Origin of the sequence: Bradyrhizobium sp. BRP19 (assembly GCF_020194195.1) — a bacterium.
Lineage (GTDB): Bacteria > Pseudomonadota > Alphaproteobacteria > Rhizobiales > Xanthobacteraceae > Bradyrhizobium > Bradyrhizobium yuanmingense.
Genome location: NZ_JADYVZ010000014.1, coordinates 139,010 through 164,697, shown reverse-complemented (window position 1 = coordinate 164,697; position 25,688 = coordinate 139,010). Strand labels below are relative to the sequence as shown.

The following is a 25,688-nucleotide window of genomic DNA, read 5'->3' as shown; positions in this document are numbered from 1 at the left end:
GCGTCCGCACCGCGCCGACCGCGCAGGAGGGCCTCGCGGCACTGCGCGCCCAAAACTTCGACGTGATCCTGACCGACATCGAGATGCCCGACATGAACGGGTTCGAGTTCGCGGAAGTCGTCCGCTCCGACAACAACCTCGCTGCGACGCCGATCATCGGCCTGTCGGCGCTGGTGTCGCCGGCGGCGATCGAGCGCGGCCGTCAAGCCGGCTTCCACGATTACGTCGCCAAGTTCGACCGTCCCGGCCTGATCGCGGCGCTGAAGGAGCAGACCGCGGGCGCCGCCGGCGCCTCCGAGCTGAGCCGGGCGGCCGCGGCTTAAACCTTGAGCGGCATGGACCAGGAGACACTGAAATGAGCAAGAAGACCCAGTCCGCTGAAGGCGCCATGGTCGAATACGTCACCGCGATGATCGGTGGCCAGCTGTTCGGGCTGCCGATCTCCCGCGTCCAGGACGTGTTCATGCCCGAGCGCGTCACCCGCGTGCCGCTGGCCTCGCGTGAGATCGCGGGCGTGCTGAACCTGCGCGGCCGCATCGTCACCGTGGTCGACATGCGCTCGCGCCTCGGCCTGCCCAAGGACGAGGACGGCAAGACCGCGATGGCGGTCGGCGTCGACCTGCGCGGCGAATCCTATGGCCTCCTGATCGACCAGATCGGCGAGGTGCTGCGACTGCCCGAGGACGGTAAGGAAGAAAACCCCGTCAACCTCGACCCCCGCATGGCCAAGCTCGCCGGCGGCGTCCACCGCCTCGACGGCCAGCTCATGGTCGTCCTCGACGTCGACCGCGTCCTCGAGCTCGAAACCAAGACGCAAATGGCCGCCTGAGCCAACGAAACATCGAAGCCGGAGAACAGAAATGAAGACGTGTTTGGTGGTCGATGATTCCAGCGTGGTGCGCAAGATCGCGCGCCGGATCCTGGAAGGTCTGGAGTTCGAGGTCACCGAGGCCGAGGACGGCTCGAAGGCGCTCGAGATCTGCCAGCGGCAGCTGCCCGACGCGGTGCTGCTCGACTGGAACATGCCGGTCATGGACGGCTTCGAGTTCATGGGCCACATGCGCCGCCTGCCAGGCGGCGACCAGCCGAAAGTGGTGTTCTGCACCACCGAGAACAACGTGGCTCACATCGCTCAGGCGCTCAGCGGCGGTGCCAACGAGTACATCATGAAGCCCTTCGACAAAGACATCATCGCCGACAAGTTCGCTGAAGTTGGTTTGATCCCGGTCGGACAAGTCATGGTCTGAGTGTGTCAGGCCCAAAGCGCTTGGGCCAGAGTGTTCCAGTACAGCTTTCGAGAGGCCATCCGTGACCCCGACCGAGTATGAGTACCTGCGTAAGTTCCTGAAGGATAATTCCGGTCTCGACCTGTCCGCAGACAAGCAATATCTGATCGAAAGCCGCCTATTGCCGCTCGCCCGCAAGGCGGGGCTGTCCGGCATCGCCGAGCTCGTGCAGAAGCTGCAAGGCGGTTCGCGCCAGCTGATCACCGACGTGGTCGAGGCCATGACCACCAACGAGACTTTCTTCTTCCGCGACAAGGTCCCGTTCGATCATTTCCGCGACCACATCATGCCGGAGGTCATCAAGGCGCGTGCGGCCAAGCGCAGCGTGCGCATCTGGTGTGCCGCGGGCTCGACCGGGCAGGAGCCCTATTCGCTGGCGATGTGCCTGAAGGAGATGGGCGCGGCCCTCACCGGCTGGCGCGTCGAGATCATCGCGACCGACCTGTCGCAAGAGGTGCTGGAGAAGGCCAAGGCCGGCGTCTACAGCCAGTTCGAGGTGCAGCGCGGCCTGCCGATCCAGATGCTGGTGAAATATTTCAAGCAGACCGGCGAGACCTGGCAGATCAATCCCGAATTGCGGGCGATGATCCAGCACCGCCAGCTCAACCTGCTGCACGATTTCGCCCAGCTCGGCACCTTCGACGTCATCTTCTGCCGCAACGTGCTGATCTATTTCGATCAGGATACCAAAATCAATATCTTCAACCGCCTGGCGCGCCAGATCGAGCCCGACGGCTTCCTGGTGCTCGGCGCCGCCGAGACCGTGGTTGGACTGACCGACACGTTCCGGCCGATTCCGGAGCGGCGCGGCCTCTACAAGCCGAATGATCCGCGCGCGGCCGCGGCCAAGCCGGTTCTCGCCGGTGCGGCGCCGCGCATGGCGGCGATGGCGGGACGATAATCATGGCCGAGGATGGCAAGGGCGCGGAGCGTGTGACCTTCAGCCGCGGCTATGATGTCTGCATCATGGCGATCGACGGCACCTGGCGGCGCGACTGCAAGCTCAACGCGATCTCCGACACCGACGCGGTTCTCACGGTGGAGGGCTCGATCCAGGGCTTGAACCTGAAGGAGTTCTTCCTGCTGCTGTCGTCCACGGGTCTCGCCTATCGTCGCTGCGAGCTGGTCCGTGTCAACGGCGCCGAAATGGACATCCAGTTCCTGCGCGGCAAGAACCGGAAGAAGCGCGGTGCGGCCGGTGGCCACGACGCCGCGGCCTGATCTCGCCGCCGCCGTCGCTGCGCTTTCCCGCACTTTGCTTCACATTTGCTGAACGTTTCCGAGTCAATTGCTCGCGGCAGCTTTACGCGGCTTCAGCGCGAGCCGTGTATCCATTGACGCTCTCAATCCCAGGATACGGCAATGCCCAGAAGTTCTCTTTCCCCGATCTCGTCAAACCTGCCCGACGGCGCCGAGCGGCGTGCACTTCAGCTCCTGGTGGTCGATGACGACGCCACGCAGCGCCGCCTGATCACGGTCGCGGCCAAGCAGGCGGGCCACGAGGTCACTGTGGCGCCATCGGTGGCGGACGCGATCGAGAAGCTGCGCGCCGCGCGCTTCGACTGCGTGACGCTCGATCTCGTGCTGGAGGATGGCGACGGCGTCGACGTGCTGCGCGAGATGGCGAGCGCGAAGTTTGCAGGCTCCGTGATCGTCATCAGCGGCATGGACGGCAAGCGCCGCAGTGCCGCCCGCAGCTTCGCCCGTTCGGTCGGCATCGAGCTCCAGAGCCTGCCGAAGCCGCTGGATCTCGCGGCGCTGCGCATCAGCCTCGCCAATCTCGGCAAGACCGCGATGGGCCTACCGGCGATTCACACCTGGGGTGGTGTCGCCACCGACGCGATCGTTGAACGGCACCGCGCCTGAGCTTGCGGAGCCGCCATACGGTCAGACGCGGCTTCCGGCCGCGTTGCCGGATTCCGATAGACATTGCAGGGCGTGGCCGAGGCCCGCCCGGCAGACATTGAGGGCCGCGCTCGCGCTGGCGTAGCGGGGCGTGACGTCGTCGAGCAAGACGACATCTGCGGAACCTTCCGGATCGCTGCCGTGTTCTTGATCCATGGCTGCGGCGATCCGGCGCATGCTGGTCTCGATCTGTGCGATCAGTAAACGAAGGTCCGCCGCAATCAGCTCACGGCTCTCGACTTCGGACGTTGCGACAGGAGGCGGCGTGTCGGCCAAATTTAGCATGGATATTCTCCGTCCAATGCAATTAGGCGCCATGCCGCTACTTGTGCGTTAAGTCCATGTCCCGTACAAATACGGGTGGGCCGAATCCGCGCCGAGCGCCATAACGAATGGCGCGGACGCGAGTCCTTCATGCCAACCGGATGTGGCACATGGCCGAACAAAGCTCTCGCGGTGAAATCTTCGTGGTCGATGACGACCCTGCCGTTCGCGACACCTTGTCGATGGTGTTGAAGGCGGCGGGCTATGAAGTGATCTGTTTTGCGGACGGTGCAGCGCTGCTCTCCGTCGCGCGAAACCGCACGCCGGCTGCAATCCTGCTCGACGTGAATATTCCCGGGAAGTCGGGTCTCGACATCCTGAAGGAGCTGCACGGCGAGGATTATCCTGCGCCGATCTTCATGATCTCCGGGCAGGGCGACATCGCGATGGCGGTGGGCGCGATCAAGAGCGGCGCGCTCGACTTCATCGAGAAGCCGTTCCGCGGCAGCGAGATCGTCGGCCGTCTCGACGAGGCGATCGGTGCCTATGCACGCAGGCAGGCGGAGAACGCGTCGCCGAAATTCGGCTCGCTGCATTTCCCCGGCCGCGAGCCGCTGACGCGCAGGGAGCGCGAGGTGTTGGAGCAGTTCGCCTCCGGCGCCTCCAACAAGGAGGCTGGCCGCACGCTCGGCATCAGTCCGCGCACCATCGAGGACCACCGTGCCAACATCATGAAGAAGCTCGGCGCGCGCAATGCCGCCGACCTGATCCGCATCGTGATGACCGCAGCCCAGCGCGCGTCGTAACATGGTCTCGTGCCACGGCTCAGCAGCGCATCATGCAATGATGCGTTGCTGAGCCGGGTCCATCTCTCCTCACCGACGGTTTCGTAGCCCCGGATGGAGCGCAAGCGTAATCCGGGATTTCGCGCGCCGCACGATTGTTCCCGGATTGCGCTGCGCTCCATCCGGGCTACGGGCCTTCACCCGCTCAACGCCTTGCGGATGATCCGCGCCAGATCCGATTTGCGATAGGGCTTGGCCAGCAACACCACGCCGGAATCCAGCCGGCCGTGATGGATGATCGCGTTCTCGGTATAGCCTGACGTGTAGACCACCTTGAGATCCGGGCGCGTCTTCATCAGCTCGTCCGCGAGCTGCCGTCCGTTCATCTTGCCGGGCATGATGACGTCGGTGAACAGAAGGTCGAACGGCTTGCCGGCCGCGACGATCGCGAGCGCCTCCGCGGCGTTCGCGGCCTGCAACGTGACGTAACCCAGCGAATGCAACTGCGCCAGGACGTAGTCGCGCACCAGCCGGTCGTCCTCGACCACCAGGATCGTCTCGTGTCCGCCCTCGATCGTCGCCGGTGTCACGCCCTCGCCGACCGCCGTCGGCGTCTTGCCGGGCGGCAGATACATCTTGATCGTGGTGCCGTGGCCCTCCTCGCTGTAGATCTTGATGTGACCTGCGGACTGCTTGATGAAGCCGTAGACCATCGAAAGCCCGAGTCCGGTGCCCTTGCCGGGCCCCTTCGAGGTGAAGAAGGGATCGAACACCCGGGGCAGCATGTTCGCAGGGATTCCGGTGCCGGTGTCGCTCACGGCGATCAGCACGTAGTGCCCCGGCGGCACGTCGTTGGCGCTGGCATAGACCTCGTCGAGATAGGCGGCGCCGGTCTCCACGATCAGCTTGCCGCCGCCGGGCATGGCGTCGCGCGCATTGAGCGCGAGGTTGAGGATCGCGGTGGTGAGCTGGTTGGGATCGACGATGGCAACGCAATTCTCGTCCTCGAACACCGATTCGATCTGGATCTGCTCGCCGAGCGTCGGACGCAATAACTTTGCGGTGTCGACGATCAGCGAGTTGATGTCGATCTCGCGCGGCTGGAGCGGCTGCTTGCGCGCGAAGGCGAGCAGGTGCTGGGTCAGGTCGGCGCCGCGCGCGGCGGCCTCGTCGATCATCTTGGTGATCGCCGCGAGCTGCGGCTCCTTGGCGACCGCCTCCGCGAGAATTTCGATCGTCCCGGTGATGACGGTGAGAATGTTGTTGAAGTCATGCGCCACGCCGCCGGTCAGCTGGCCGACGGCCTCCATCTTCTCGGCATGGCGGATGCGCTCATCGGCGGCGATCTTGTCGGTGAGGTCGCGGTAGAAGACGTTGAACAGCAGGCCCTCGCGCCGCTTCAGCGCGGTGACGCTCAACTCGGCCTTGAATTCCTTGCCGTCGCGCCGGCAGCACATCAGCTCGCGGCGGCGGTTCAGCGTCCGGCCACCCTCGTCTTCGAGGAAGCGTTTCAGGCCGGCTCGGACCCGGCCACGTTCGCTCTCGGCGACAATGAGGTCGATCGTGCTCTTGCCGAGCACCTCGTCGCGGCGCCAGCCGAACAGCTGTTCCGCCTGCGAGTTCCAGTTCAGGATGCTTCCGGTCTCGTCGGTCTGGACGAAGGCGTCGAGCGAGGTCTCGACGATGTTGCGGGCGAGCCGCTCGCTCTCGAGCAGCGATTCCTGCGCGAGCCGCGCTTCCGTCATGTCGCGCCCGACGAAGAAGAAGCGCTTGGCGCGCTCGGACCAACTGCCGAGCCAGGACAGCCAGACCTCGTGCCCGTTCTTGTGGTAGCAGCGGGTGTCGGCCAGCCTGACGCGCTCGCCGTGTCGCATCGCCCGCATCTCGGCACGGGACTGCTCCAGGTGATCGGGATGGATGAAGTCGGCGCCGCTGCGGCCGATCATCTCGTCCGGCCGATAGCCGAGAATGGTCTCGCTGCTCGGGCTGATCTGCGCGACATGACCCCGCGCGTCCATGACCATGATCAGATCCTGCGACGTCTCGAAGATCTGACGCCGCTCCTCGAGTTGGTGCTGCAGCGCCCGCTCGGCGCGCCGCGCCTCGGTCAGGCTGCGCGCGCTTCCGGACGCGCCGATGATCTCGCCCGACGGTCCCTTGATCGGCGACAGGCCGAGCGAAATCTCGACCGGCGTGCCGTCCTTGCGCAGGCGGACCGTCTCGAAGCGTTCGATCGGCTCGCCCCGCGCGATCCGCCGCAGATAGTCCTTGCCCTGTTCGCGGCGGTCGGACGGGACGATGATCGAGGTGGGCTTGCCGATCGCCTCCTCCGCCGTATAGCCGTAAAGGCGTTCGGCGGCCGGATTCCAGCCGGTGATGATGGCATCGAGCGTCTGCATGACGATCGCATCGTCGGACGATTCCACCGCGGCACTGAACAGGTTCTCGCGCGCCGCGTGATGGCTCCGCGCGGCCTCGGTGCGGCGATGCTCCTCGATCTCGCGTTCGAGCGCGGCCGTTTTCGCGCGCATCTCCTCCACCATCCGCGCAAAGGCCCGGGCCAGCACGCCGGTCTCGCCGCTAGCATCGACGGGGATCTCCGCGGGACGTCCGCTGCCGATGGCCTGCACCGCCTCCGTCAGACGCCCGATCGGGCGGGTCAACGAGCGCGCCAGCAGCACCGCGAGCGCAGCCGCGGCGAGAACAGCCAGCACGCCGACGAGCAGGGACGTTTTTTGAATGGCGGCCGGCACGCGGCCGAACACGGACGGGGGAACAGTCGCGACGATGGCGACCCATTCCTTGCCCGCAAGCGATAACGGCACGAATGCCGCGCCGCTCGTCCGGCCCGCCTCGTCGGTTGTGACCCGCGTGGCCACGTCCGACGTGCCGGCCAGTTCTGACAAGAACGGAAGGTCTTTGCGCCAATCGGTCGGATGGCCCCGCGATGACCCGAACTCCCGCGTCCGGTCGGGATGGACGAGATAGTCGCCGCGCGCATTCACGACGTAGATATCTCCGCCCGAGGTTGTCGCCGCGCGGACCCGCTCGAGTGCCGGGCGCATGTCGATATTGGCCACGATGATGCCGAACGGCTTGTCGTCGGCCGTGAACAGCGGCATCGCCACGCGCAAAGTCGGCGCGTGAGGCGCCGTCGTTCCCCCCTGACGGGTCGCGAGCTCGATGGGAGACACATAGATCTCGCCGGGCCCGAGCCGTATGGTTTCCTGGAAGTAGGCGCGGCCACTCTTGCGCTCCAATTCGCTGTCCGGAGCGATCCGGGCTGCTCCGTTGGGACCCGAACGATCGACGTGGACCAGCTCGCGCTGGTCGTCGTCGACGCCGATGATCCTGAACTGCCCGTAGATGGGCTTGGCGTCGATCTCGGCCGCGAGCCGCGCCGCGATACGCTCGCGCCAGGTCTGCTGCGAGACGCCGTCCGCCGGATCGATCCCGCCGCCGGCATGAGCCCGGATCAGGCCGTTGATTGCCGCTGCGGCGCGATAGCCGACCAGATCGCCGCGTACGCCGGCAACGTAGGATTCAAGGTTGGTTGCAAGCAGGCGGGATTGGGCTTCGACCCGCTCCAGCACCCGCGGAATGACGGCCTGTGTGGTGTTGCGATAGCCCAACCATCCGACTGCGGCCACGGTGACAGCAACCAGCAGGATCATCGCGAGGGCCAGCCGCGTGGCCAGCGTCGTTGCTGCTCGCATGGGGAGTTTCGCCGGACCTGCCGCAGCGCTGCGCCATTTTTGGCTTGCAGCAGAGGCGTTCTTGTCATCGGCGGCCGGAGCGGACATCGGACCCCTCTGGCGCGTCGGCCTTCAGGCAATCTGCGACCACGGCAAGCAGTGCATCGGGCCGGAACGGCTTTTGCAGGCTGGCCACGGCGCCGAGCTTGGTCGCCATCTTCAGGAAGTCCGGCTCCGCATAGGCATCCGGCGTGAACGAACGGCCGGAGATGACGACGATCGGAACGGCCGGGGCGAGCGCCCGAATGTGACGCATCGTCTCCAGTCCGTCCATGCCGGGCATGAAGATGTCGAGAAACAGCAGGTCGAACCGGCTGGCCTCGAACAGCGCCACCCCCTTGCGGCCATCCTCGGCGACCGTCACGTGATGACCCGCCCGTTCCAGCAGCAGCCGGATGGTGAACTGGACGGCCGGATCGTCATCCACGATCAGGATGTTGGCCACGCCTAAAATCCTCCGGCCGCATTTGGCGTTCCAGCGGCCCCAAATCAAAGCAACAAATGCGAAATTGTTGCGCGGATTCTGGCCGCGCTGCAAGCACTTCGCGTTTGCCGCGAATGCCTTCCTGGCGTGGCGACAGACGAGGCGCTGTGGCCGGTACGCACGCTTGCGTGCATATGCGATCCGGTCCGAACGCAATAAGTCGTTTCAAAGACAGGAGATATTCTTCTCGCCGTAGTTGTACGGAACCCGATCTTCACCGCGAATTAAAGAGGGCGAACTACTATCTCCGCGAGTTCCATCTCGGTACCTCGCGTATTTCAATTTCGGCATTCCTTTACCCGACGAAGCCGGTTCCCCCAACCGGCCACCAGCTCGAGATCTCTCATGTTCAAATCGATCGCGAACACCGGAATTCGCACCCGGCTGCTCGGCGGCTTCGCGTTGATCTGCGGCCTGCTCGCAGCGACCGTCATCTACACCGTCGCCGCCGTCTCGGACATTTCGTCGCGGATCAGGACAGTCGTGGATCAACGCGCGCCGGTCGCGATCGCGAGCACGGAGCTCGTCGGCAATCTCTATTCCACGCTTTCGACGCTGCGCGGCTATCTGCTGACTGGCGATGCGCAGGGCAAGCGCGACCGGGCCGCGGTCTGGGCCGAGCTGGATCGCACGGCCGCTGCAGTCGACCGCATGGCAGAGGGCTTTTCCAGCCCCCAGAACAAGACCAATTGGAGCGAGGCCAGAACGTTGATGGCGGAATTCCGCAAGGCCCAGGACAAGGCCGAAGCGGCCGCCTTCACGCCTTCGGCCTATCCGGCGAGCGAATTGCTGGCGAAGGAAGCCGCGCCGCTGATCTCGGCCATGTTCGCCGAGATCACCGGCATGATCGACGAGGAAGAGGCGCTGGAGGCGACGCCGCCGCGCAAGCGCCTGCTCAAGACGTTTGCCGATGTGCGTGGCAATCTTGCCGCCGCGGGATCTCAATTGCGCCTGTACGTTGCCTCGGGCGAGGCGGCCGATCGTGACAAGTTCGAAAAGCCGCTGGCGACCTTCAGGGCCGCGCTTGCGTCGGTCGGTACCCAGACCGATCTGCTCACCGCACGGCAGGCGACCGCTTATCGGGCCATCGTCAAGGCGAACGAGGCGTTCATACCGCTGCCGCAGAAGATCTTCGCCATCCGCCAGACGCCGCAATGGAATATGCCGGTCTTCATCCTGTCGACCGAGGCCGCGCCGCGCGCCGCCCGGATCCTCGACCTGCTCGACGGTCGCAAGGACACCGATGGCAAGCGCTCGGGCGGTCTCAAGAGCGATCAACAATCGAAGCTCGCCGACGACGCCCGCAGTGTGGCCGACGCAGTCGAGAGATTGCTCCTGCTGCAATGGATCCTGCTCGCCGCAGCGCTTGCGCTCGGGGCAACGATTGCGATCCTGGTTGCGCGCTCCATCACCCGTCCGATCATCGAGTTGGTGGGCGATTCTGCGCGCCTGTCCGGCGGCGACACCAGCGTCGAATTCAGGACGGCCGAGCGCGGCGACGAGATCGGCGTGGTGTCGCAGGCGGTAGCCAAATTCCGCGACAATGTGATTGCCCAGCAACGGGCGGCGGCGTCCCTCGCGCGCGAGGCGGAGGCACGCGAAGCGGCCAACCGCAACGTGGAGGGGGCGGTCGAGGAATTTCGCGCGACCTCGCGCGACCTGCTCGCCCTAGTCGGCGAGAATGCGGGCACCATGCGGCAGACCGCAGAGAGCCTCAGCGGCATCGCCAATCATGCGACGAGCCAAGCCGCGTCCGCAGCGACCACCTCCGAACAGACCGCGGGCAACGTCCAGACCGTCGCCGCGGCGGCCGAGCAGCTCGCGGGCTCCATCGTCGAGATCGGCCGCCAGATCGAGCTGTCCAACACGACCGTGCGCTCCGCGGGCGAGGTGACCGCGCGTTCGGAGAGTGAGATCGAAGGGCTCGCGCACGCCGCACAGAGCATCAGCTCGGTGGTCGACCTGATCCAGGCGATCGCGGCCCAGACCAACCTCCTGGCGCTCAACGCCACCATCGAGGCCGCGCGCGCCGGCGAGGCCGGTCGCGGCTTTGCCGTGGTGGCGTCCGAGGTCAAGGCGCTGGCCGAACAGACCCGCAAGGCGACGCAGGAGATCGCGCAGCACATTGTCGCGATCCAGAACGCGACCGGCAGCGCGGTCGCCTCCGTCAAGGAGGTCGCAACCGCCATGCGCCGGATCGACGAGGTGACCGCGGCGATCGCAAGCGCCGTGGAAGAGCAGGGGGCCGCCACGCGCGAGATCTCGCAGAACGTTCAGATGGCGGCGTCGGGGACACAGACGTTGGCGACCAGCATCGGCACCGTTTCCGGCGCCATCGCGAAAACCAATCGCTCGGCCGACGAGGTGATGGGTGCCGCGAACCACGTCGCGGGGGCGGCCGAACGCCTCGCCGTCGAGGTCCAGGCCTTCTTCGTCAGGCTGCGCACCGGTCCGATGGACCGCCGCAAGAGCGGCGATGCCGATTACCACGGGCCGGAACGGTGCAGCGGCCGCAACGCGGCCTAAAACGGAATGGGCTCCGGCTAATTCGATCGTCGCGGGAGCGGCGTAGGCCGCCTTCCGCACCCGGGTGAGGACAGATGTAGCCGGCGCAGCCGGTCGATCTACCCGCTGCGGCTGCACGCCAGCGCCCAAAGCTCCCCTTGCCCTCCTCGGCATACCTGCAGTCTTCACAGGCCTCTTGACCGAGATCATCATCCGGCTCTTTGTCGAGCCCTGATCTTCCGCGTGATCGAGCGGAATACCATCCAAAAATGGGGCCCCATCATGAAGAAGAAAACGCCCGACCAGCTCCGCAGCGCGCGTTGGTTCGCGCCCGACGATCTGCGCTCGTTCGGCCATCGCTCCCGCGCCATGCAGATGGGTTATGCGCCGGAGGAGTGGAAGGACCGTCCGATCATCGCGATCCTCAACACCTGGTCGGACGCGCAGCCCTGCCACATGCACTTCAAGTCGCGCGTCGAGGACGTCAAGCGCGGCATCCTGATGGCGGGAGGCCTGCCGCTGGAGCTGCCGGCGTTGTCGCTGTCCGAATCGCTGCTCAAGCCCACCACCATGCTCTATCGCAACCTGCTGGCGATGGACGCCGAGGAGCTGCTCCGCAGCCATCCCGTCGACGGCGTGGTGCTGATGGGCGGCTGCGACAAGACCACGCCGGCGCTGCTCCTGGGAGCAACCTCGATGAACATTCCGGCGATCTATCTGCCGGCAGGCCCGATGCTGCGCGGCAATTGGAAGGGCAAGACGCTGGGTTCCGGCTCCGACGGCTGGAAATATTGGGACGAGCGCCGCGCCGGAAAGATCTCCGACAAGGACTGGCTCGACATCGAGGCCGGCATCGCCCGCAGCTACGGCACCTGCATGACCATGGGCACCGCCTCGACCATGACAGCCATTGCGGAAGCGATCGGCATGACGCTGCCGGGCGCTTCCTCGATCCCCGCCGCGGACGCCAACCATATCCGCATGGCCAGCGAATGCGGCCGCCGCATCGTCGAGATGGTGTGGGAGGATCTGACGCCGAAGGTGATCCAGACCCGCAAAGCGTTCGAGAATGCCATTGCGGTCGCGATGGCGATGGGCTGCTCCACCAACGCCATCATCCATCTGATCGCGCAGGCCCGCCGCGCCGGCCAGGACATCGGCCTCGACGATTTCGAGACGGCCAGCCGCAAGGTGCCCGTCATCGCCAACGTCCGCCCGAGCGGCGATGCGTACCTGATGGAGGACTTCTTCTACGCCGGCGGCCTGCCGGCGTTGATGTGCCAGATCAAGCCGCATCTGCATCTCGATTGCGTCACGGTCACAGGCAAGACGCTGGCTGAGAACATCGAGGGGGCCGAGGTCCACAATGCCGACGTGATTCGCGGCATCGACAATCCCATCTACAAGGAGGGCGCGCTCGCCGTGCTCAAGGGCAATCTCGCGCCGGACGGCTGCGTCATAAAACCCTCCGCCTGCGCGCCGCGCTTTCTCAAGCACACCGGCCCCGCGCTGGTATTCGACGATTATCCCTCGATGAAGAAGGCGGTCGACGATCCCGATCTCGACGTCACCGAGGATCACATCCTCATCCTGCGCAATGCGGGGCCGCAGGGCGGACCGGGCATGCCGGAATGGGGCATGCTGCCGATCCCGACAAATCTCGTGAAGCAGGGCGTGCGCGACATGGTGCGCATCTCGGATGCGCGCATGAGCGGCACCAGCTACGGCGCCTGCATCCTGCACGTCTCGCCGGAATCCTATATCGGTGGCCCGCTGGCGCTGGTGCAGAACGGCGACCGCATCACGCTCGATGTCGCTGCGCGCACCATCAATCTCGATGTGAGCGAGGCCGAGCTCGCAAAACGCCGCGCCGCCTGGAAGCAGCCCGCGCGGCGCTTCGAGCGCGGCTATGGCTGGATGTTCACCAAGCACATCAAGCAGGCCAATGACGGCTGCGACTTCGACTTCCTGGAGACCGATTTCGGCGCGCCGATCGGCGAGCCGTCGATCTACTAGCACCTGTCATTCCGGGGCATCGCGAAGCGATGGGCCGGAATCCATAACCACGATAGGGAGTATGGATTCCGGGCTCGCGCCAAGTGGCGCGCCCCGGAATGACGAACGAGAGAGAGCACGACATGACCAAACTTTCCGAAGCCACCCGCACAAAACTCAAATCCGTCTCCACCGCCACCGTCGCGACCGCCTTGTTCAAGCGCGGCCTGCGCATCCAGATGATCCAGGACGTCCGCCCCTTGAGCCCGGACCAGCCGACCATGGTCGGCGAGGCCTTCACGCTGCGCTACATGCCGGCGCGCGAGGATCTCAACACCATCGACGTGTTCAGGGACCGCTCCCATCCGCAGCGCAAGGCGGTCGAGGATTGCCCGCCGGGCGCGGTGCTGGTGATGGACAGCCGCAAGGATGCGCGCGCGGCTTCGGCCGGCGCCATCCTGGTCACGCGGCTGATGAAGCGCGGCGTCGCCGGCGTCGTCACCGACGGCGGCTTTCGCGACTCCGCCGAGATCTCAAGGCTCGGCTTTCCCGCCTTCCACCATCGTCCCTCGGCGCCGACCAATCTGACGCTGCATCAGGCGATCGACATCAACGTGCCCATCGGCTGCGGCGATGCGCCGGTGTTTCCCGGCGACGTCATCCTCGGCGATGCCGACGGGGTCATCGTGATACCCGCGCATTTGGCAGACGAGATCGCCAACGAAACCTTCGAGATGACCGCGTTCGAAGATTTCGTCACCGAGGAAGTCGGCAAGGGCCGCGGCATCTTCGGTCTCTATCCCGCCACCGATCCGCGGACGCTCACCGATTTCGCGGAATGGCGCAAGAAGAACGGGAGGTAGCGCTCTCGTAGCCTGGATGGAGCGGAGCGTAATCCAGGAACAGTGTTGATCTCTGCGCGAATCCCGGATTGCGCTCCGCTCCATCCGGGCTACGACGTCACGCCTCCGCCATCCCCGCTGCCCACAGCGCGAACGCGTACACGATCGCGACTTCGTCGAGCCGGTCGAAGCGGCCCGAGGCGCCGCCGTGGCCGGCGCCCATGTTGGTGCGGAGCAGGACCGGGCCGCCCCCACGCATGGTGGCGCGCAGGCGCGCGATCCATTTGGCGGGCTCCCAGTAAGTGACCCGGGGATCAGTAAGCCCGCCCATCGCCAGGATCGCCGGATAGTCCTTTGCCGCGACGTTGTCGTAAGGCGAATACGACAGGATGGTGCGGAAATCCTTCTCGTTCTCGATCGGGTTGCCCCATTCCGGCCATTCCGGCGGCGTCAGCGGCAGCGTGTCGTCGAGCATGGTGTTGAGCACGTCGACGAACGGTACCTCTGCGACGATGCCGGCGAACAATTCGCCGGCGCGGTTGGCGACCGCGCCCATCAGCATGCCGCCGGCCGAGCCGCCATGGCCGATGATGCGCTTGGCGCTGGTGTATTTTGCATCGATCAGCGCGCGGGCGCTGGCGGCGAAATCGTCGAACGAATTCGTCTTCTTCTCGCGCTTGCCGTCGAGATACCAGCCCCAGCCCTTGTCGGCGCCGCCGCGGATATGGGCGATGGCATAGACGAAGCCGCGGTCGACCAGCGACAGGCGGTTGGCGCTGAACGAGGCCGGCATGGCCATGCCGTAGGAGCCGTAGCCGTAGAGTAACAGCGGCGCTGCGCCGTCGAGCTTCAGTCCGCGGCGATAGAGGATCGAGACCGGCACCTCGGTGCCGTCATACGATTTCGCCATGATGCGCGTCGTGACGTAGTCGGCCGGGTCGTGGCCTGACGGAATCTCCTGCCGCTTGCGCAAGACGCGCGTGCGCTTGACCATGTCGTAATCATAGACTTCCGACGGCGTCGTCATCGACGAATAGGCAAAGCGCAGTGTCGTCGTGTCGAATTCGTAGGAGCCCATCGTATCGAGCGAATAGGCGGCCTCGTCGAAGGCGATGGCATGCTCCTCCCCGCTAGCGAGGTCGCGGATCACGACAGAGGGCAGCGCATTGGCGCGCTCCAGCCGCACCAAATGGCCGGCATAGAGATCGAGGTCGATGATGTAGATGCCGGGCCGATACGGAATTAGATCGCGCCAGTTCTTGCGCTCGGGCTGGCTAAGCGGCGTGGTGACGATCTTGAAGTCGATGGCATCGTCGGCATTGGTGAGGATGAAAAGTTCGTCGCCGCGGTCGGCGAGCGAATACTGCACGCCCTCCTCGCGCGTAGCGACCAGGCGCGGCGGCGCCTCGGGATTGGCGAGATCGATCAGCCGCTGCTCACTGGTCTCGTGATCGCCGCCCGCGATCACGCAGAAGCGGCCGCTGGTGCTTTCATGCAGGTGGGTGAACCAGCCCGCATCCTGCTCCTCATAGACCAGCGTGTCGTCGGCTTGCTTGGTGCCGAGCTTGTGCCGCCAAACCTGCATCGGGCGGTGATTGTCGTCGAGCTTCACATAGAAGAAGCTCTTGCAGTCCGCAGCCCAGACCACGCCGCCGTCGGTCTCCTCGACGAGATCGTCGAGGTCCTTTCCCGTCGCCCAGTCGCGGACGCGAATGGAGAAATACTCGGAGCCTTTGGTGTCGGCGCTCCAGGCCTGCAGCTTGTGATCGTAGGAGTGGCGGCTGCCGCCGAACTTGAAATATTGGTGGTCCTTGGCGAGCGCGTCGCCATCGAGCACGATCTGGCCGTCGCCGCCGTCGCGCGGCATGCGGCCGAACAGCTCGTGCTGCCCGCCCTCGCGAAACCTGCGGAAATAGGCGAACGGCCCATCCGGTGACGGCACGCTGGAATCGTCCTCCTTGATCCGCCCGCGCATCTCGCGCACCAGCGTCTTCTGCAGGCCCGAGGTGTGGCCGAGCAGGCTCTCGGTGTAGGCGTTCTCCTCGTCGAGATATTTGCGGATGTCAGGATCGAGCACGGCGGGATCGCGCAGCACCTCCTGCCAGTTCGCGTCCTTCAGCCAGGCATAATCGTCAGTCACGGTAATGCCGTGCCGCGTGAAGGAATGCAGCCGGCGCGGGGCGACGGGGGGCTTCGAAGGCGTCTTGGCTTGGGTCACTCGGTCCTCGTTCAAATATGTGGCGCGGCCTCCTTCACCTCTCCCCGCCTGCGGGGAGAGGTCGGAATTTGCGACAGCAAATTCCGGGTGAGGGGGTACAGGTCTCGCTATGGTCTCATCTGTGGAGAGAGCCCCTCACCCCGACCCTCTCCCCTTAAGAACGGGGAGAGGGAGAAGAAAAAGCGGCTCGCCGTGTCCCACCTTATATCGTTCCGATTCCGCGGATTGCCAGCACGACCGCCCATGCTGCCGGGTTGTTGATCGGCCCCTTGTGTGCTTTGAGGGGCAATATCCCGCCGCCGGTCCAGCCCGATGCTGTTCAATTCCTATGCGTTCATCCTGCTGTTCCTGCCGGTCGTGCTCGCCGGCTATTTCCGGCTCGGCCGGCGCAGCAATCTGGCTCCGGTGGTCTGGCTGGCGCTGGCTTCGATCACCTTCTACGCAATCGGCAGCTGGCAGTTCGTCGCCCTTCTGCTGCTCTCGATCGCCTTCAACTACGGCGTCGGCCATCTTCTCATCGTGGCGGAGCTCACGCACCCGCAACGAAAGGCCGCACTCGCGCTCGGCGTCGTCGGCGATCTCCTCATGCTCGGCATCTTCAAATATGCCGGCTTCGTCGCGGAGAACGTCAACGCGCTGCTCGGCACGGATGTCGCGCTCCACATCCTGCTGCCGGTCGGCATCTCCTTCTACACCTTCACCCAGATCGCGTTTCTGGTCGACGCTTATCGCGGCCAGGTCGCGGCCTATGCGCTGCCGCATTACGCGCTGTTCGTGACGTACTTCCCGCATCTGATCGCGGGGCCCATCCTCCATCACAAGGACATGATCCCGCAATTCGAGCACGAGGAGACCAAGCGCCCGGACGGGCATCTCATGTTGTGCGGAATCATCATCTTCGCGATCGGCCTGTTCAAGAAGACCTGCCTTGCCGACGGCATCCAGCCGCTGGTCGCGCTCGCCTTCGAGGCGCGCTCGCCGAGCTTCGACCAGGCCTGGCTCGGCGCACTCGCCTACACCTTCCAGCTCTATTTCGACTTCTCCGGCTATTCCGACATGGCGATCGGCATCTCGCTGATGTTCGGCATCTTCCTGCCCGTCAATTTCAACTCGCCCTACAAGGCCACCAGCATCGTCGAGTTCTGGCGGCGCTGGCACATGACGCTGTCGCAATTCCTGCGCGACTATCTCTACATCCCGCTCGGCGGCAACCGCAGAGGCCGCGTGCTGCGCTACGTCAATCTGATGATCACGATGCTGTTCGGCGGGCTCTGGCACGGCGCGGCCTGGACTTTTGTCATTTGGGGCGCGCTGCATGGCGCCTATCTCTGCGTCAATCATGCCTTCAATGCCTTGGTGCCGAACGGTCCGCCGCTGATTGCACGCCCAGCTCGCATCGCCGGCGCCGTGCTGACCTTCCTCGCTGTCGTCATCGCCTGGGTGTTCTTCCGTGCCGAGAGCGTCGCCTGGGCATTGCGGGTGCTCCACGCCATGGCTGCCCCTTCGAACCTCGTGCTCGGCCGCGAGGAGATCGCGGCCCTGGTGCAAGTCGCGATCTATGCGGCGCTGGTGTGGCTGGCGCCGAACACACAAGCGCTGATGGAATACGACCACGGCAACCGCGAGGTCGGCGAGGCCTTGCGGGCAGGGCGCACGCGGCCGTTGGTGCTCTATGCGGCCTCGCTGCTGCTCGCCTTCGGCTTCCTGGGCATCCAGAGCCACAGCGAATTCATCTATTTCCGGTTCTGATGCAGGGCGCATTCACCAATCTCGGGCGTCTTCTGCTGGCGAGCGCGGCCTGCGTACTGAGCGCCGCGGCGCTCACCTTCATCGTCGATCCCCTGCAGCTGTTCCGCCCCTCGCGCCTTGTCCCGGCCTTCTACTCGGAGGACACGCGCGTGCAGAATGCCGGGCTGATCAGCAGCCAGCCGTTCGACACCGCCTTCATGGGCACCTCGCTTGCGATCCATTTCCGCCAGAGCGACATCGATCGCGCGCTTCGTGTCCGCTCGCTCAAGCTAGCGATGACCGGCTCCAACTCGCGTCAGCAGGCCTTCGTGCTGGAGCAGGCGATCGACCGCGGCGCAAGGCGCGTGATCTGGGAAATGGACGATTTCATCTTCATCGATGCCGCGGACATCGAGACCGACCCTTATTTGTCCGTCGATCTTTATCGCCGAACCGCCAAGGGCATCGCCTCCTATCTGTTCAGCGCGGCGATGGCGAAGGAATCGGTGTTCGCGCTGCTGCGGTCCGTCCCGCTGCTGCGGGAGCCGCTGACCCGGGCGTCGCCTTATCTGCCGGTCAAGTTTGCGTTGTCAGACGTCGACGACATCTACGCCCTGCCGCGGGATTTCGACGTCGCGCGCGACTACAACGCAAAGAAGACGCTCGCCGCCTTTGCCTACATTACCAGCCCCGTACGCAGCCGCTTCCTCGGCGAAGGCTACAGCTACGAAGCCATGGTCCGGCATTTCGAGCAGGACGCCGTCGGCCTGATCGCGCGCCACCCCGACGTGACCTTCGACATCTACCTCCCGCCCTATTCGATCCTGCAATTCGTCGCGATGCGCGATGCCTCGCCCGAAACGCTGAAGGTTGTCACCGATCTCACGGCGCACATTGCGCAGCGATTGACGCAACTGCCCAACGTCCGCCTGCACGATTTCCGCGCGCTCAAGGCGGTGACGCACGATCTTAACAATTACAGCGACGTTATCCACCATTCGCCGGCCGTGGACGCGATGGTGCTGAGATGGCTGGCAAGCGGGGAGCACCGCGTCGACCCGAAAGCGCCGCTCGCGCCGCTGAATGAGCTGAAGGCACAGGTGGAGGCGTATCGGGTGGAGCGCTGATCTTCCCCTCTCCCCTTGCGGGAGAGGGTGGCTCGCCGCGCAGCGGCGAGACGGGTGAGGGGTTCTCTCCGCGAGTCCTGGCAGTCGGGAATCGCGGATAGAACCCCTCATCCGGCGCTTCGCGCCACCTTCTCCCACAAGGGGAGAAGGAAGAGGCGCGCGCGACTTACACCGCCACCTCTTCCCCGAGATACGCGACCGCCGCCTCCAGCCCGCCCTTGCCGTGCGGGATCTTCAGCGCGTTCAGCCCGACCTCGATCACCCCGAGCGTGCCGAGCAGCATCGGCGCATTGACATGGCCCATATGGGCGATGCGGAAGGCTTGGCCGGAGAGATCGCCGATGCCGGTGCCGAGCACGACGCCGCACTTGTCCTTGCAATAGCGTTGCAGCACCGCCGGATCGTGGCCGTTGCTCATCGTCACCGTGGTCACGGTGTTGGAGCGCTCGCTGGCTTCGGCCACGTTGAATCCGAGTACCTGGCCTTCCGACCAGACCGAGACCGCGCGGCGGGCGGCTTCGCCGAGCAGGCTGTGGCGGCGGAAGGCGTTCTCCAGGCCTTCCTCGTGCAGCATGTCGATCGCTTTGCGCAACGCGAACAGCAGATGCACCGGCGCGGTGCCGGCATATTTGCGATAATTCTCGGTGCCCTCGCGCTCGCTCCAGCTCCAATAGGGCGTCGACATGTTGGCCTTCTTGTGCACCTCGAGCGCGCGCGCATTGGCGGCGACGAAGCCGAGGCCGGGCGGCGTCATCAGGCCCTTCTGCGAGCCGGACATCGCAACGTCGATGCCCCATTTGTCCATCTCGAACGGCATGCAGCCGAGCGAGGCGACGGTATCGACCATGTAGAGCGCGGGATGGCCGCTCGCCTTGATCGCCTTGCCGATCGCCTCGATGTCGTTCTGCACGCCGGAGGCCGTGTCGACCTGGACCACGACGACGGCCTTGATGCTGTGCTCCTTGTCGCGGCGCAGGCGTTCCTCGACCTCGTGCGGCCGCACCGCGCGGCGCCAATCGCCCTTGAGCACCTCGACCTCGGCGCCCATCAGCGCCGCCGCGTTGCCCCACCCGATCGCGAACCGACCGCTCTCCAGCACCAGCACCTTGTCACCGCGCGACAGGACGTTGCTCAGCGCCGCTTCCCAGGCGCCGTGACCGTTGGCGATGTAGATGTAGGACTTGCCCTTGGTCGCGAACAGCTTGGAGATGTCGCTGAGCAGGCTCTCGGTGAGATCCAGCATCTCCTGGGAGTAGATGTCGATCGCCGGACGGTGCATCGCCCGCAGCACCTCGTCGGGCATCGTGGTGGGCCCGGGGATGGCCAGAAACTCCCGGCCCGCGCGAACGGTCATTGCTGTCGGTCCTTATTGCCTGAGAACAGGATGGTGGGTCGCTGAATCATGCTTTTACGTGCCGGCGCGTCCCGAGAAAAGCGCGCAAAATGCAGGGCTGGGTTATCGCTTCGTCTCCCGGCAACCGGCCGCTTCGGCCTCCTCGACCGAGCAGAACCAGCGGGTGCCCTTGCTGATCTTCATCCTGATCTGCGTGTACCAGCGGCTGGTCGGCTGGTGAAAGATGCACTCCCCGGAGCTGTTGACGTTGCCCTTGATGGTGCAGTCCGGCGACGGCGCGACCGGCCCCGAGGCCGAAGCGAGCAGCACCGCGTGCGCGCCGTCAGGCGGCTTGGTCGCGCCGAGGATCGCGGTCTTCTTGTTGCGGACGCGCCAGTCCCACGGCGCGATGAAGGCGCCCTGCCACATCCCTGCCTTGGCCTCCCGCGCGGCCTTTTCATCGGCTTCATAGTCGCGGGACATGTGGGCGTAGGCCAGCGCCCAGCCGTTGCGCACCAGCCATTTCTGGATGTCCTCGCCGCCGACCTCGCAGCGCGCCACGGTGCGGCCGCGCCGGTCGACCGATCTCGGGCGGCAGACCCAAGTCTTGCCCTCGGCGTATCTGGCGAGCTCATCGCGGGCCGCGACGCCGCAAGTCCAGCGCTCGGACTTGGTGTTAAGGCAGAGCTGGTCGATTGCAGGCGCGTCGATGCCGCCGAGCCGGATCCGCGTGGTGCCGATCACCACCGCATCGCCAGCGCGGACCTTTGCCGTGCCGGTGATCTCGGCGGCATCCGCCAGCGAAGGGATGGCGAACAAAGACAGCGCAATCAGGACCTTTCGCAACATGCCCGTCCAGTTGTGATGAAAATCTCGATAGACGGCGCAATTGTGGTCGGCTTTTGGCCGCGCGGCCAGCGCATGCCGAACAGATAGGCTTTCAACTTCCTGTCATTTTGCGACAGTCTCGTAGGGTGGGTTAGCCGAAGGCGTAACCCACCACTGTTCGTATCCGCGGAGGTTAGATGGTGGATTACGCTTCGCTAATCCACCCTACGAGACCCCTCACCCTCGCGCCATCGCCCGCTTCGCCACCGCCAGCCCCATCAGCACGAACGCCGAGGTCACCTCCGGGCCACCGACCAGGATCCGCGTCGGCGTCTTCATCTTGTTCCATTCATAGGCGCGGAACGGGCCGCGGCGGCCGCCTTCACCGAGCCCGGCGACGATCACGTTCAGCGCCGGTGCGAAGGCGCGCGGGTCGGCGCCGAGATGGCCGAGCGCGATCAGCGCCAGCGCGGCGTCGAACACGTTCATCTCGGCCGCCATCAGCTCGCCCTTGACGTAGGACAGCACGCGATGGCGGATGAAATCGAAATCGCCGGCGGGATCGATCGCGGCCTGCGCCGCCAGCGGCAGCGCCAGGAAGGCGGCATAGCAGCGGCCGAAATAGGCGCTGTAGAGCTCCGGCAGATAATAGATGTGCGAGCGCGGATTGGCGAAGGCGCCGCTGGCGGCCAGCCGCTTCTGAAAGCCGATGATCCGGTGCAATGTTGCAAGCCGCGACGGCGTCTCCAGCACCTTCCAGCGCTCAAGGTTGCGGAAGCTTACCTCGAGAATGTCGAGATTGAGCGTCGGATCGAGATCGTTGCCGTAAGGGCGCTCGCCCTTGAGATTGTCGATCCAGGTCGCAACCCCGCCCTCATAGTCGATATTGTCGTTGAGCGGCACGGTCACGCGCGGTTCGTTGACGCCGGCGCGCACCTGATAGCCCGCATAGAAGTCCAGGAGCGGCTGGTCGATGATCGCGTCGGTACAGCCGGCCTGCGTCGCCGCGGAGATCGAGCAGGCCGTGGTGTCGCAATCCGGCACGTAGATGCCGAAACCGAGGTCCTGCTTGATCTGCGCGAAGTAACGGGAGAAGCGCGGATGCGGCGCCGGCGCCAGTGCGGTGACGACGTTGAAGCGCGCGCCGCCCAAGCCCTCGACCTCCTCGCGACTGATGTTGACGCAGAAATCGACCATGTCGGCGATCGCGCGCTCCGCCGCGACCTTGTCGGCCGGGGAGGCGAGCCCGGTCTCGACGAACCCGAGCAGGGCCTCGATGAAGAACGCGTCGTAATAGGCCGAGCGGTGGCGGATCTGCACCGGCTCCCACATCGGCTCGGCAATGCCTTTCCAGGGCGGATTGACCACGGCGCGCGCGGGCGAGCGCGCGATGAAGACGCGGGCGAGGTTGAACAGCAGCGAGGAATTCTTGTAGCCGCGCGCGTTGAGGCCCGTGAGCGCCATGATCAGCTCGCGGCCGCGGACATCAGGATCGCCGATCAGGTTGAAGGCGGCGTAGGTCGGCAGGAAGCCGTTGCGGCGGTACGAGCCGAGCAGATGCTGCGCGCAATCGCGGATCACGCCGTCGATCTCAGCGCTCTGCGGCATGGTGGCGGTGAACGGCACCGGCGGCGGCTTGGGGTGGTCGAGCGCGATGCTGTCGACGAGATCGGCGATCGGCTGCCCGACCGCCGCCCAGTCGGGCTCGGCCTCGTCGCGGGCCTGGGCGAGGGCCGCGCGCAGCCGCGTCAGCATCCCCTCGTCGCGCAGCTCGGGCAGGCCGGCGCGGCGGAGCAGGATCCGCAGCGCGGGATTGCCGAGGGCGGTCCTGTAGAATTTGGCGAGATGCGGATCGCCGCTGGCCGTATCCGACAATACGGGATCGCAGACGTCGTAAAGCGAGGGGCCGTCCTTCCGCGCCGTCAGCGCCCGGCAGGCGGCGCCGGCAAAATAATGAAAGCTCATGAAATACCTGGTCGCGGGGGCCTTGGTCGGGGACATCAGGCACGCTGCCATCTGCGCGCCACCCCCTGCAAGTCGTTGAAAAAGCTACCCGGATTCGCGGGAAAAACAAATGTGATGGAAGTCACGGAAAAGCCGGCACGAAGGCTGCATGATCGCTCTCCGGAAGGCTACGGGGAAGCCGTAAAGGCGGCAATTTGGATCGGAGAATTATCAAGTATATTCAGACGCTTAGTTCAAATTTTGAGCAATCTATTGCCCCAGGGCCTATATCCGGTTAAGGGTTTGTTTGGTGCGGCGCCGCAAATTGCGCGCAATTCGGGGTCACATCCCCGGCCAATCCCTCAAACCTAAAGACGCTATCGCGCTACTCAAACAGTGTGCGCGCGCTTGGTAGGTCTTTGGCACAGGAAACGAAGCGAGATGAATCTAAAGCAGCTCGACCTTTCCAGACGTACGATCGCCCTCGCCGCGGCCCTCATCGGCACGGTGTCGCTGGTGATCGGCGCCCATGCTGCTCTCAACATGCGTGCGATCGATGCCGCCAAGGCGGTCTCGACCGATCAGATCACCGGTTCGATCGGCCAGAGCTCGCGCCTGGCGCTCGTCATCGGCAATGGACATTACCCCGACGCCAGCGCGCCGCTGACGCAGTCGATCAACGACGCCCGTGCGCTGTCCTCGTCCCTGCGCAAGAACGGCTTCGACGTCGACATGGTGGAAGATGCGACCCGCGACGACATGGTCCGCGCCGTGAGCCGCCTGAAGTCGCGGATCACCCGCGACAGCGTCGTCATGCTGTTCTTCGGCGGCTACGGCGTGCAGGCCGGCCGCGAGAGCTACATGCTGCCGGTCGATGCCGTGATCTGGAAGGAAAAGGACGTCCGCCGCCAAGGCGTGTCGATCGAGGGCGTGCTCGAGATGATGAAGGAGCAGGGCGCCAAGGCGAAGCTCGTCGTGGTCGACGCCTCCCGCCGCAATCCCTACGAGCGCCGCTTCCGCTCCTACAGCCACGGTCTCGCGCCGATCAGCGCGTCCGACAATGCGCTCATCCTCACCTCCGCCTCGCCCGGCAAGGTCGTCGACGACGGCAAGGGCGAGCACAGCGTGCTGGTCAGCGAGTTCCTCAACAACCTCAGCAAGCCCGGCAGCGCCGAGAGCGTCTTCAACAAGACCCGCCTCGCCATCTCCCGCGCCAGCGAAGGCGACCAGGTCCCGACCGTATCGTCGTCGCTGCTCGAAGACGTCCGTTTCGGCGAAGCCGGCGGTTAGTTCGCGGCTCTTGTAGGGTGGATTAGCCGAAGGCGTAATCCACCGCTTCTCTCGCGTCAGCTTGGAAAGCAAAGAGGTGGGTTACGCCTTCGGCTAACCCACCCTACGACGTTGCTCCTACTTCGCCGCTTCCGCGCTCGCCATCACGGGACGCACCGGATCGCCTTCGCGCAGCAAGGCACCGGCGCGGGCGACGACGACGTCGCCCTCGCTGAGGCCGTCGCGGACCTCGATATTGCCGCCGGACATCAAGCCGACCTCGACACGCTTGGTCTCGACGCGGTTGCGGCGGATCACCTGCACCACGGTGCCGGCGGACGAATATTGCACGGCGGTCAGCGGCACCGCCACGTTGCAGCTCTGCCCGGTCTTGATCAGCGCGCGCCCGCTCCCATTCAGCAGCAGCCGCTTCTGCGAGGAGATTCCGATATAGACCATGCCCTGCTGGATGTTCGGCTCGACGGTCGGGCCGATGCGGCGCACCTTGCCGCTGATGTCGCCGCCACCTGGGATTCGCACGGTGGCCTGCTGATTGACCGCGAGCTTGCGCACATCGGTGGTGGCCACGAGGCCGACGAGGTCGTACTCGCTGCGCGCCACGATCGTGAACAGCGCCTCGCCCTTGGCCGAGGCGAAGTTGCCGATCTGCGCGGTCGAGGTCGCGATCACCCCCGCCACGGGCGCGGTGACCTGAAGCGTGCCGCCTTCGGGCAGCGCCAGCCGGGCCAGCACCTGGCCGGCGGTGGTGGTGTCGCCGGCTTCCGCCAGCACGTCCGTGACCTTCAGGCCGGGCCGCTCGGGCCGCACCGAGGTTTCCTCGCGCGCGATGATCGTGCCGGTGGCTTCGACGACGTCGGAGAAGCAGGATTTCGCGACCTTCAGCACCGTGACCGCCGGCCCCTTCGGCGCGTCGTCGTCGGCGGCACCGGCCGGATGGGGGCTGAGGACGAGCAGGCCGGCGACGGCTGCGGGGCACAGGTTTCGAACAACGGCGCGGGGCAAATGACGCATCGGAAATTCCAATTGGGTAAATTCCACTTGGGCTATGCCTCCAATCGATAGCAGATGGCCGCCGCCCGCACTACGGCCGCGTCGTCCCGAAACAGGACGCCGTGCCGCCGCCGGCAGTCGCGGCAAGCAAGTCTTTGACAAGCAAGTCTTTGATGAGTCGCGGGATTGGAGAACAGGTTCGCTCCGAAGAGCTCGAGTCGCGCGCGGCGGGCGTCAGCGGCGCCGCTCACCCACCGGCTTGCCGCTGGCCCGCTCGATCAGATGCAGCCGCGTGCAGGCCGGACACGACACCGACACGTGCGTGCGATCGCTCGGCTCGTCGGTAAGCCGATGCTGCACGTTCAGGCCCGTCTGGGGGCATTTGAAGACAATCTGCCGGTCCATGACC

Annotated in this window: 22 protein-coding genes; 13 read left to right on the top strand and 9 right to left on the bottom strand. The window is 65.4% G+C overall.

The genetic code is table 11. The features are described from left to right. The 6 genes from I6F36_RS30635 to I6F36_RS30610 form a co-directional block, all read left to right on the top strand. The coding region (locus tag I6F36_RS30635) for a response regulator (RefSeq protein ID WP_225172787.1) at window positions 1-323 on the top strand (323 nt) is incomplete at its 5' end. Window positions 324-355: 32 nt separating this feature from the next. Beyond that, window positions 356-829, top strand: coding sequence for a chemotaxis protein CheW (locus I6F36_RS30630; RefSeq protein WP_057030291.1), 474 nt, complete (start codon window positions 356-358; stop codon window positions 827-829). 31 nt (window positions 830-860) lie between these two features. Next, entirely contained in the window at window positions 861-1,247 is a 387-nt protein-coding gene (locus I6F36_RS30625) for a response regulator (RefSeq protein ID WP_036015905.1), read from the top strand. A 61-nt stretch (window positions 1,248-1,308) separates the two neighbouring features. Further along, on the top strand, window positions 1,309-2,187 hold the full coding sequence (locus tag I6F36_RS30620; RefSeq protein WP_057030290.1) for a protein-glutamate O-methyltransferase CheR: 879 nt from the start codon (window positions 1,309-1,311) through the stop codon (window positions 2,185-2,187). A 2-nt stretch (window positions 2,188-2,189) separates the two neighbouring features. Then, window positions 2,190-2,507 carry a hypothetical protein gene (locus tag I6F36_RS30615; protein WP_036015908.1) on the top strand — a complete coding sequence of 106 codons (318 nt, stop codon included), beginning with the start codon at window positions 2,190-2,192 and terminating at the stop codon, window positions 2,505-2,507. A gap of 141 nt (window positions 2,508-2,648) precedes the next feature. Then, window positions 2,649-3,152 carry a response regulator gene (locus I6F36_RS30610; protein WP_036015910.1) on the top strand — a complete coding sequence of 168 codons (504 nt, stop codon included), beginning with the start codon at window positions 2,649-2,651 and terminating at the stop codon, window positions 3,150-3,152. Window positions 3,153-3,173: 21 nt separating this feature from the next. Here I6F36_RS30610 and I6F36_RS30605 read toward each other — a convergent pair whose 3' ends face one another. Next, window positions 3,174-3,476 carry a hypothetical protein gene (locus I6F36_RS30605; protein ID WP_036015912.1) on the bottom strand — a complete coding sequence of 101 codons (303 nt, stop codon included), beginning with the start codon at window positions 3,474-3,476 and terminating at the stop codon, window positions 3,174-3,176. A 149-nt stretch (window positions 3,477-3,625) separates the two neighbouring features. Here I6F36_RS30605 and I6F36_RS30600 point away from each other — a divergent pair, with 149 nt between their 5' ends. Further along, on the top strand, window positions 3,626-4,261 hold the full coding sequence (locus I6F36_RS30600; protein ID WP_026202588.1) for a response regulator transcription factor: 636 nt from the start codon (window positions 3,626-3,628) through the stop codon (window positions 4,259-4,261). Window positions 4,262-4,437: 176 nt separating this feature from the next. Here I6F36_RS30600 and I6F36_RS30595 read toward each other — a convergent pair whose 3' ends face one another. After that, on the bottom strand, window positions 4,438-8,043 hold the full coding sequence (locus tag I6F36_RS30595) for a PAS domain S-box protein (protein WP_225172786.1): 3,606 nt from the start codon (window positions 8,041-8,043) through the stop codon (window positions 4,438-4,440). Next, window positions 8,021-8,440, bottom strand: coding sequence for a response regulator (locus I6F36_RS30590; protein WP_225172785.1), 420 nt, complete (start codon window positions 8,438-8,440; stop codon window positions 8,021-8,023). The genes I6F36_RS30595 and I6F36_RS30590 overlap by 23 nt, the downstream gene beginning before the upstream one ends. Before the next feature lie 384 nt (window positions 8,441-8,824). Between I6F36_RS30590 and I6F36_RS30585 the strand changes: the two genes are divergently transcribed. The 3 genes from I6F36_RS30585 to I6F36_RS30575 all read left to right on the top strand — a co-directional run bounded on the left by I6F36_RS30585 (window position 8,825) and on the right by I6F36_RS30575 (window position 13,842). Continuing rightward, complete coding sequence (locus tag I6F36_RS30585; protein ID WP_225172784.1) at window positions 8,825-11,005, top strand: methyl-accepting chemotaxis protein; 2,181 nt, start codon at window positions 8,825-8,827, stop codon at window positions 11,003-11,005. A gap of 261 nt (window positions 11,006-11,266) precedes the next feature. Then, complete coding sequence (gene araD, locus I6F36_RS30580; protein WP_225131148.1) at window positions 11,267-13,000, top strand: L-arabinonate dehydratase; 1,734 nt, start codon at window positions 11,267-11,269, stop codon at window positions 12,998-13,000. A 122-nt stretch (window positions 13,001-13,122) separates the two neighbouring features. Continuing rightward, on the top strand, window positions 13,123-13,842 hold the full coding sequence (locus tag I6F36_RS30575; protein WP_225131150.1) for a ribonuclease activity regulator RraA: 720 nt from the start codon (window positions 13,123-13,125) through the stop codon (window positions 13,840-13,842). Window positions 13,843-13,939: 97 nt separating this feature from the next. Here the strand turns inward: I6F36_RS30575 and I6F36_RS30570 are convergent, their stop codons facing one another. Further along, window positions 13,940-16,039 (bottom strand): S9 family peptidase, encoded by a 2,100-nt coding sequence (locus I6F36_RS30570; protein ID WP_225172783.1) that lies wholly within the window; start codon window positions 16,037-16,039, stop codon window positions 13,940-13,942. Window positions 16,040-16,351: 312 nt separating this feature from the next. On the opposite strand from I6F36_RS30570, the gene I6F36_RS30565 reads away from it, so the two are divergent. Further along, window positions 16,352-17,788: an MBOAT family protein gene (locus I6F36_RS30565; protein WP_225131153.1), complete on the top strand. Its 1,437-nt coding sequence runs from the start codon at window positions 16,352-16,354 to the stop codon at window positions 17,786-17,788. Next, entirely contained in the window at window positions 17,788-18,894 is a 1,107-nt protein-coding gene (locus I6F36_RS30560; RefSeq protein WP_225145563.1) for a hypothetical protein, read from the top strand. The genes I6F36_RS30565 and I6F36_RS30560 overlap by 1 nt, the downstream gene beginning before the upstream one ends. A gap of 166 nt (window positions 18,895-19,060) precedes the next feature. On the opposite strand, the gene I6F36_RS30555 is transcribed toward I6F36_RS30560, so the two are convergent. The 3 genes from I6F36_RS30555 to I6F36_RS30545 form a co-directional block, all read right to left on the bottom strand. Beyond that, window positions 19,061-20,248, bottom strand: a complete 1,188-nt coding sequence (locus I6F36_RS30555) for an alanine--glyoxylate aminotransferase family protein (RefSeq protein ID WP_036015923.1) — start codon at window positions 20,246-20,248, stop codon at window positions 19,061-19,063. 102 nt (window positions 20,249-20,350) lie between these two features. Next, window positions 20,351-21,076 carry a thermonuclease family protein gene (locus tag I6F36_RS30550; protein WP_036015924.1) on the bottom strand — a complete coding sequence of 242 codons (726 nt, stop codon included), beginning with the start codon at window positions 21,074-21,076 and terminating at the stop codon, window positions 20,351-20,353. A 216-nt stretch (window positions 21,077-21,292) separates the two neighbouring features. After that, window positions 21,293-23,020 carry a hypothetical protein gene (locus tag I6F36_RS30545; RefSeq protein ID WP_036030586.1) on the bottom strand — a complete coding sequence of 576 codons (1,728 nt, stop codon included), beginning with the start codon at window positions 23,018-23,020 and terminating at the stop codon, window positions 21,293-21,295. A gap of 420 nt (window positions 23,021-23,440) precedes the next feature. Here I6F36_RS30545 and I6F36_RS30540 point away from each other — a divergent pair, with 420 nt between their 5' ends. Continuing rightward, window positions 23,441-24,289, top strand: coding sequence for a caspase family protein (locus I6F36_RS30540; RefSeq protein WP_036015927.1), 849 nt, complete (start codon window positions 23,441-23,443; stop codon window positions 24,287-24,289). 117 nt (window positions 24,290-24,406) lie between these two features. Here the strand turns inward: I6F36_RS30540 and I6F36_RS30535 are convergent, their stop codons facing one another. Then, complete coding sequence (locus I6F36_RS30535) at window positions 24,407-25,300, bottom strand: efflux RND transporter periplasmic adaptor subunit (RefSeq protein WP_036015950.1); 894 nt, start codon at window positions 25,298-25,300, stop codon at window positions 24,407-24,409. 213 nt (window positions 25,301-25,513) lie between these two features. Beyond that, window positions 25,514-25,684, bottom strand: a complete 171-nt coding sequence (locus I6F36_RS30530; protein ID WP_167361671.1) for a hypothetical protein — start codon at window positions 25,682-25,684, stop codon at window positions 25,514-25,516. Window positions 25,685-25,688 lie beyond the last annotated feature (4 nt).

Coding starts and splice junctions, on each gene's coding strand:
- I6F36_RS30530 (WP_167361671.1), bottom strand. CDS start 25,684: ATGGACCGGCAGATTGTCTTCAAATGCCCCCAGACGGGCCTGAACGTG.
- I6F36_RS30550 (WP_036015924.1), bottom strand. CDS start 21,076: ATGTTGCGAAAGGTCCTGATTGCGCTGTCTTTGTTCGCCATCCCTTCG.
- I6F36_RS30600 (WP_026202588.1), top strand. CDS start 3,626: ATGGCCGAACAAAGCTCTCGCGGTGAAATCTTCGTGGTCGATGACGAC.
- I6F36_RS30585 (WP_225172784.1), top strand. CDS start 8,825: ATGTTCAAATCGATCGCGAACACCGGAATTCGCACCCGGCTGCTCGGC.
- I6F36_RS30615 (WP_036015908.1), top strand. CDS start 2,190: ATGGCCGAGGATGGCAAGGGCGCGGAGCGTGTGACCTTCAGCCGCGGC.
- I6F36_RS30610 (WP_036015910.1), top strand. CDS start 2,649: ATGCCCAGAAGTTCTCTTTCCCCGATCTCGTCAAACCTGCCCGACGGC.
- I6F36_RS30555 (WP_036015923.1), bottom strand. CDS start 20,248: ATGACCGTTCGCGCGGGCCGGGAGTTTCTGGCCATCCCCGGGCCCACC.
- I6F36_RS30575 (WP_225131150.1), top strand. CDS start 13,123: ATGACCAAACTTTCCGAAGCCACCCGCACAAAACTCAAATCCGTCTCC.
- I6F36_RS30535 (WP_036015950.1), bottom strand. CDS start 25,300: ATGCGTCATTTGCCCCGCGCCGTTGTTCGAAACCTGTGCCCCGCAGCC.
- I6F36_RS30545 (WP_036030586.1), bottom strand. CDS start 23,020: ATGAGCTTTCATTATTTTGCCGGCGCCGCCTGCCGGGCGCTGACGGCG.
- I6F36_RS30540 (WP_036015927.1), top strand. CDS start 23,441: ATGAATCTAAAGCAGCTCGACCTTTCCAGACGTACGATCGCCCTCGCC.
- I6F36_RS30565 (WP_225131153.1), top strand. CDS start 16,352: ATGCTGTTCAATTCCTATGCGTTCATCCTGCTGTTCCTGCCGGTCGTG.
- I6F36_RS30560 (WP_225145563.1), top strand. CDS start 17,788: ATGCAGGGCGCATTCACCAATCTCGGGCGTCTTCTGCTGGCGAGCGCG.
- I6F36_RS30630 (WP_057030291.1), top strand. CDS start 356: ATGAGCAAGAAGACCCAGTCCGCTGAAGGCGCCATGGTCGAATACGTC.
- I6F36_RS30625 (WP_036015905.1), top strand. CDS start 861: ATGAAGACGTGTTTGGTGGTCGATGATTCCAGCGTGGTGCGCAAGATC.
- I6F36_RS30595 (WP_225172786.1), bottom strand. CDS start 8,043: ATGTCCGCTCCGGCCGCCGATGACAAGAACGCCTCTGCTGCAAGCCAA.
- araD (WP_225131148.1), top strand. CDS start 11,267: ATGAAGAAGAAAACGCCCGACCAGCTCCGCAGCGCGCGTTGGTTCGCG.
- I6F36_RS30605 (WP_036015912.1), bottom strand. CDS start 3,476: ATGCTAAATTTGGCCGACACGCCGCCTCCTGTCGCAACGTCCGAAGTC.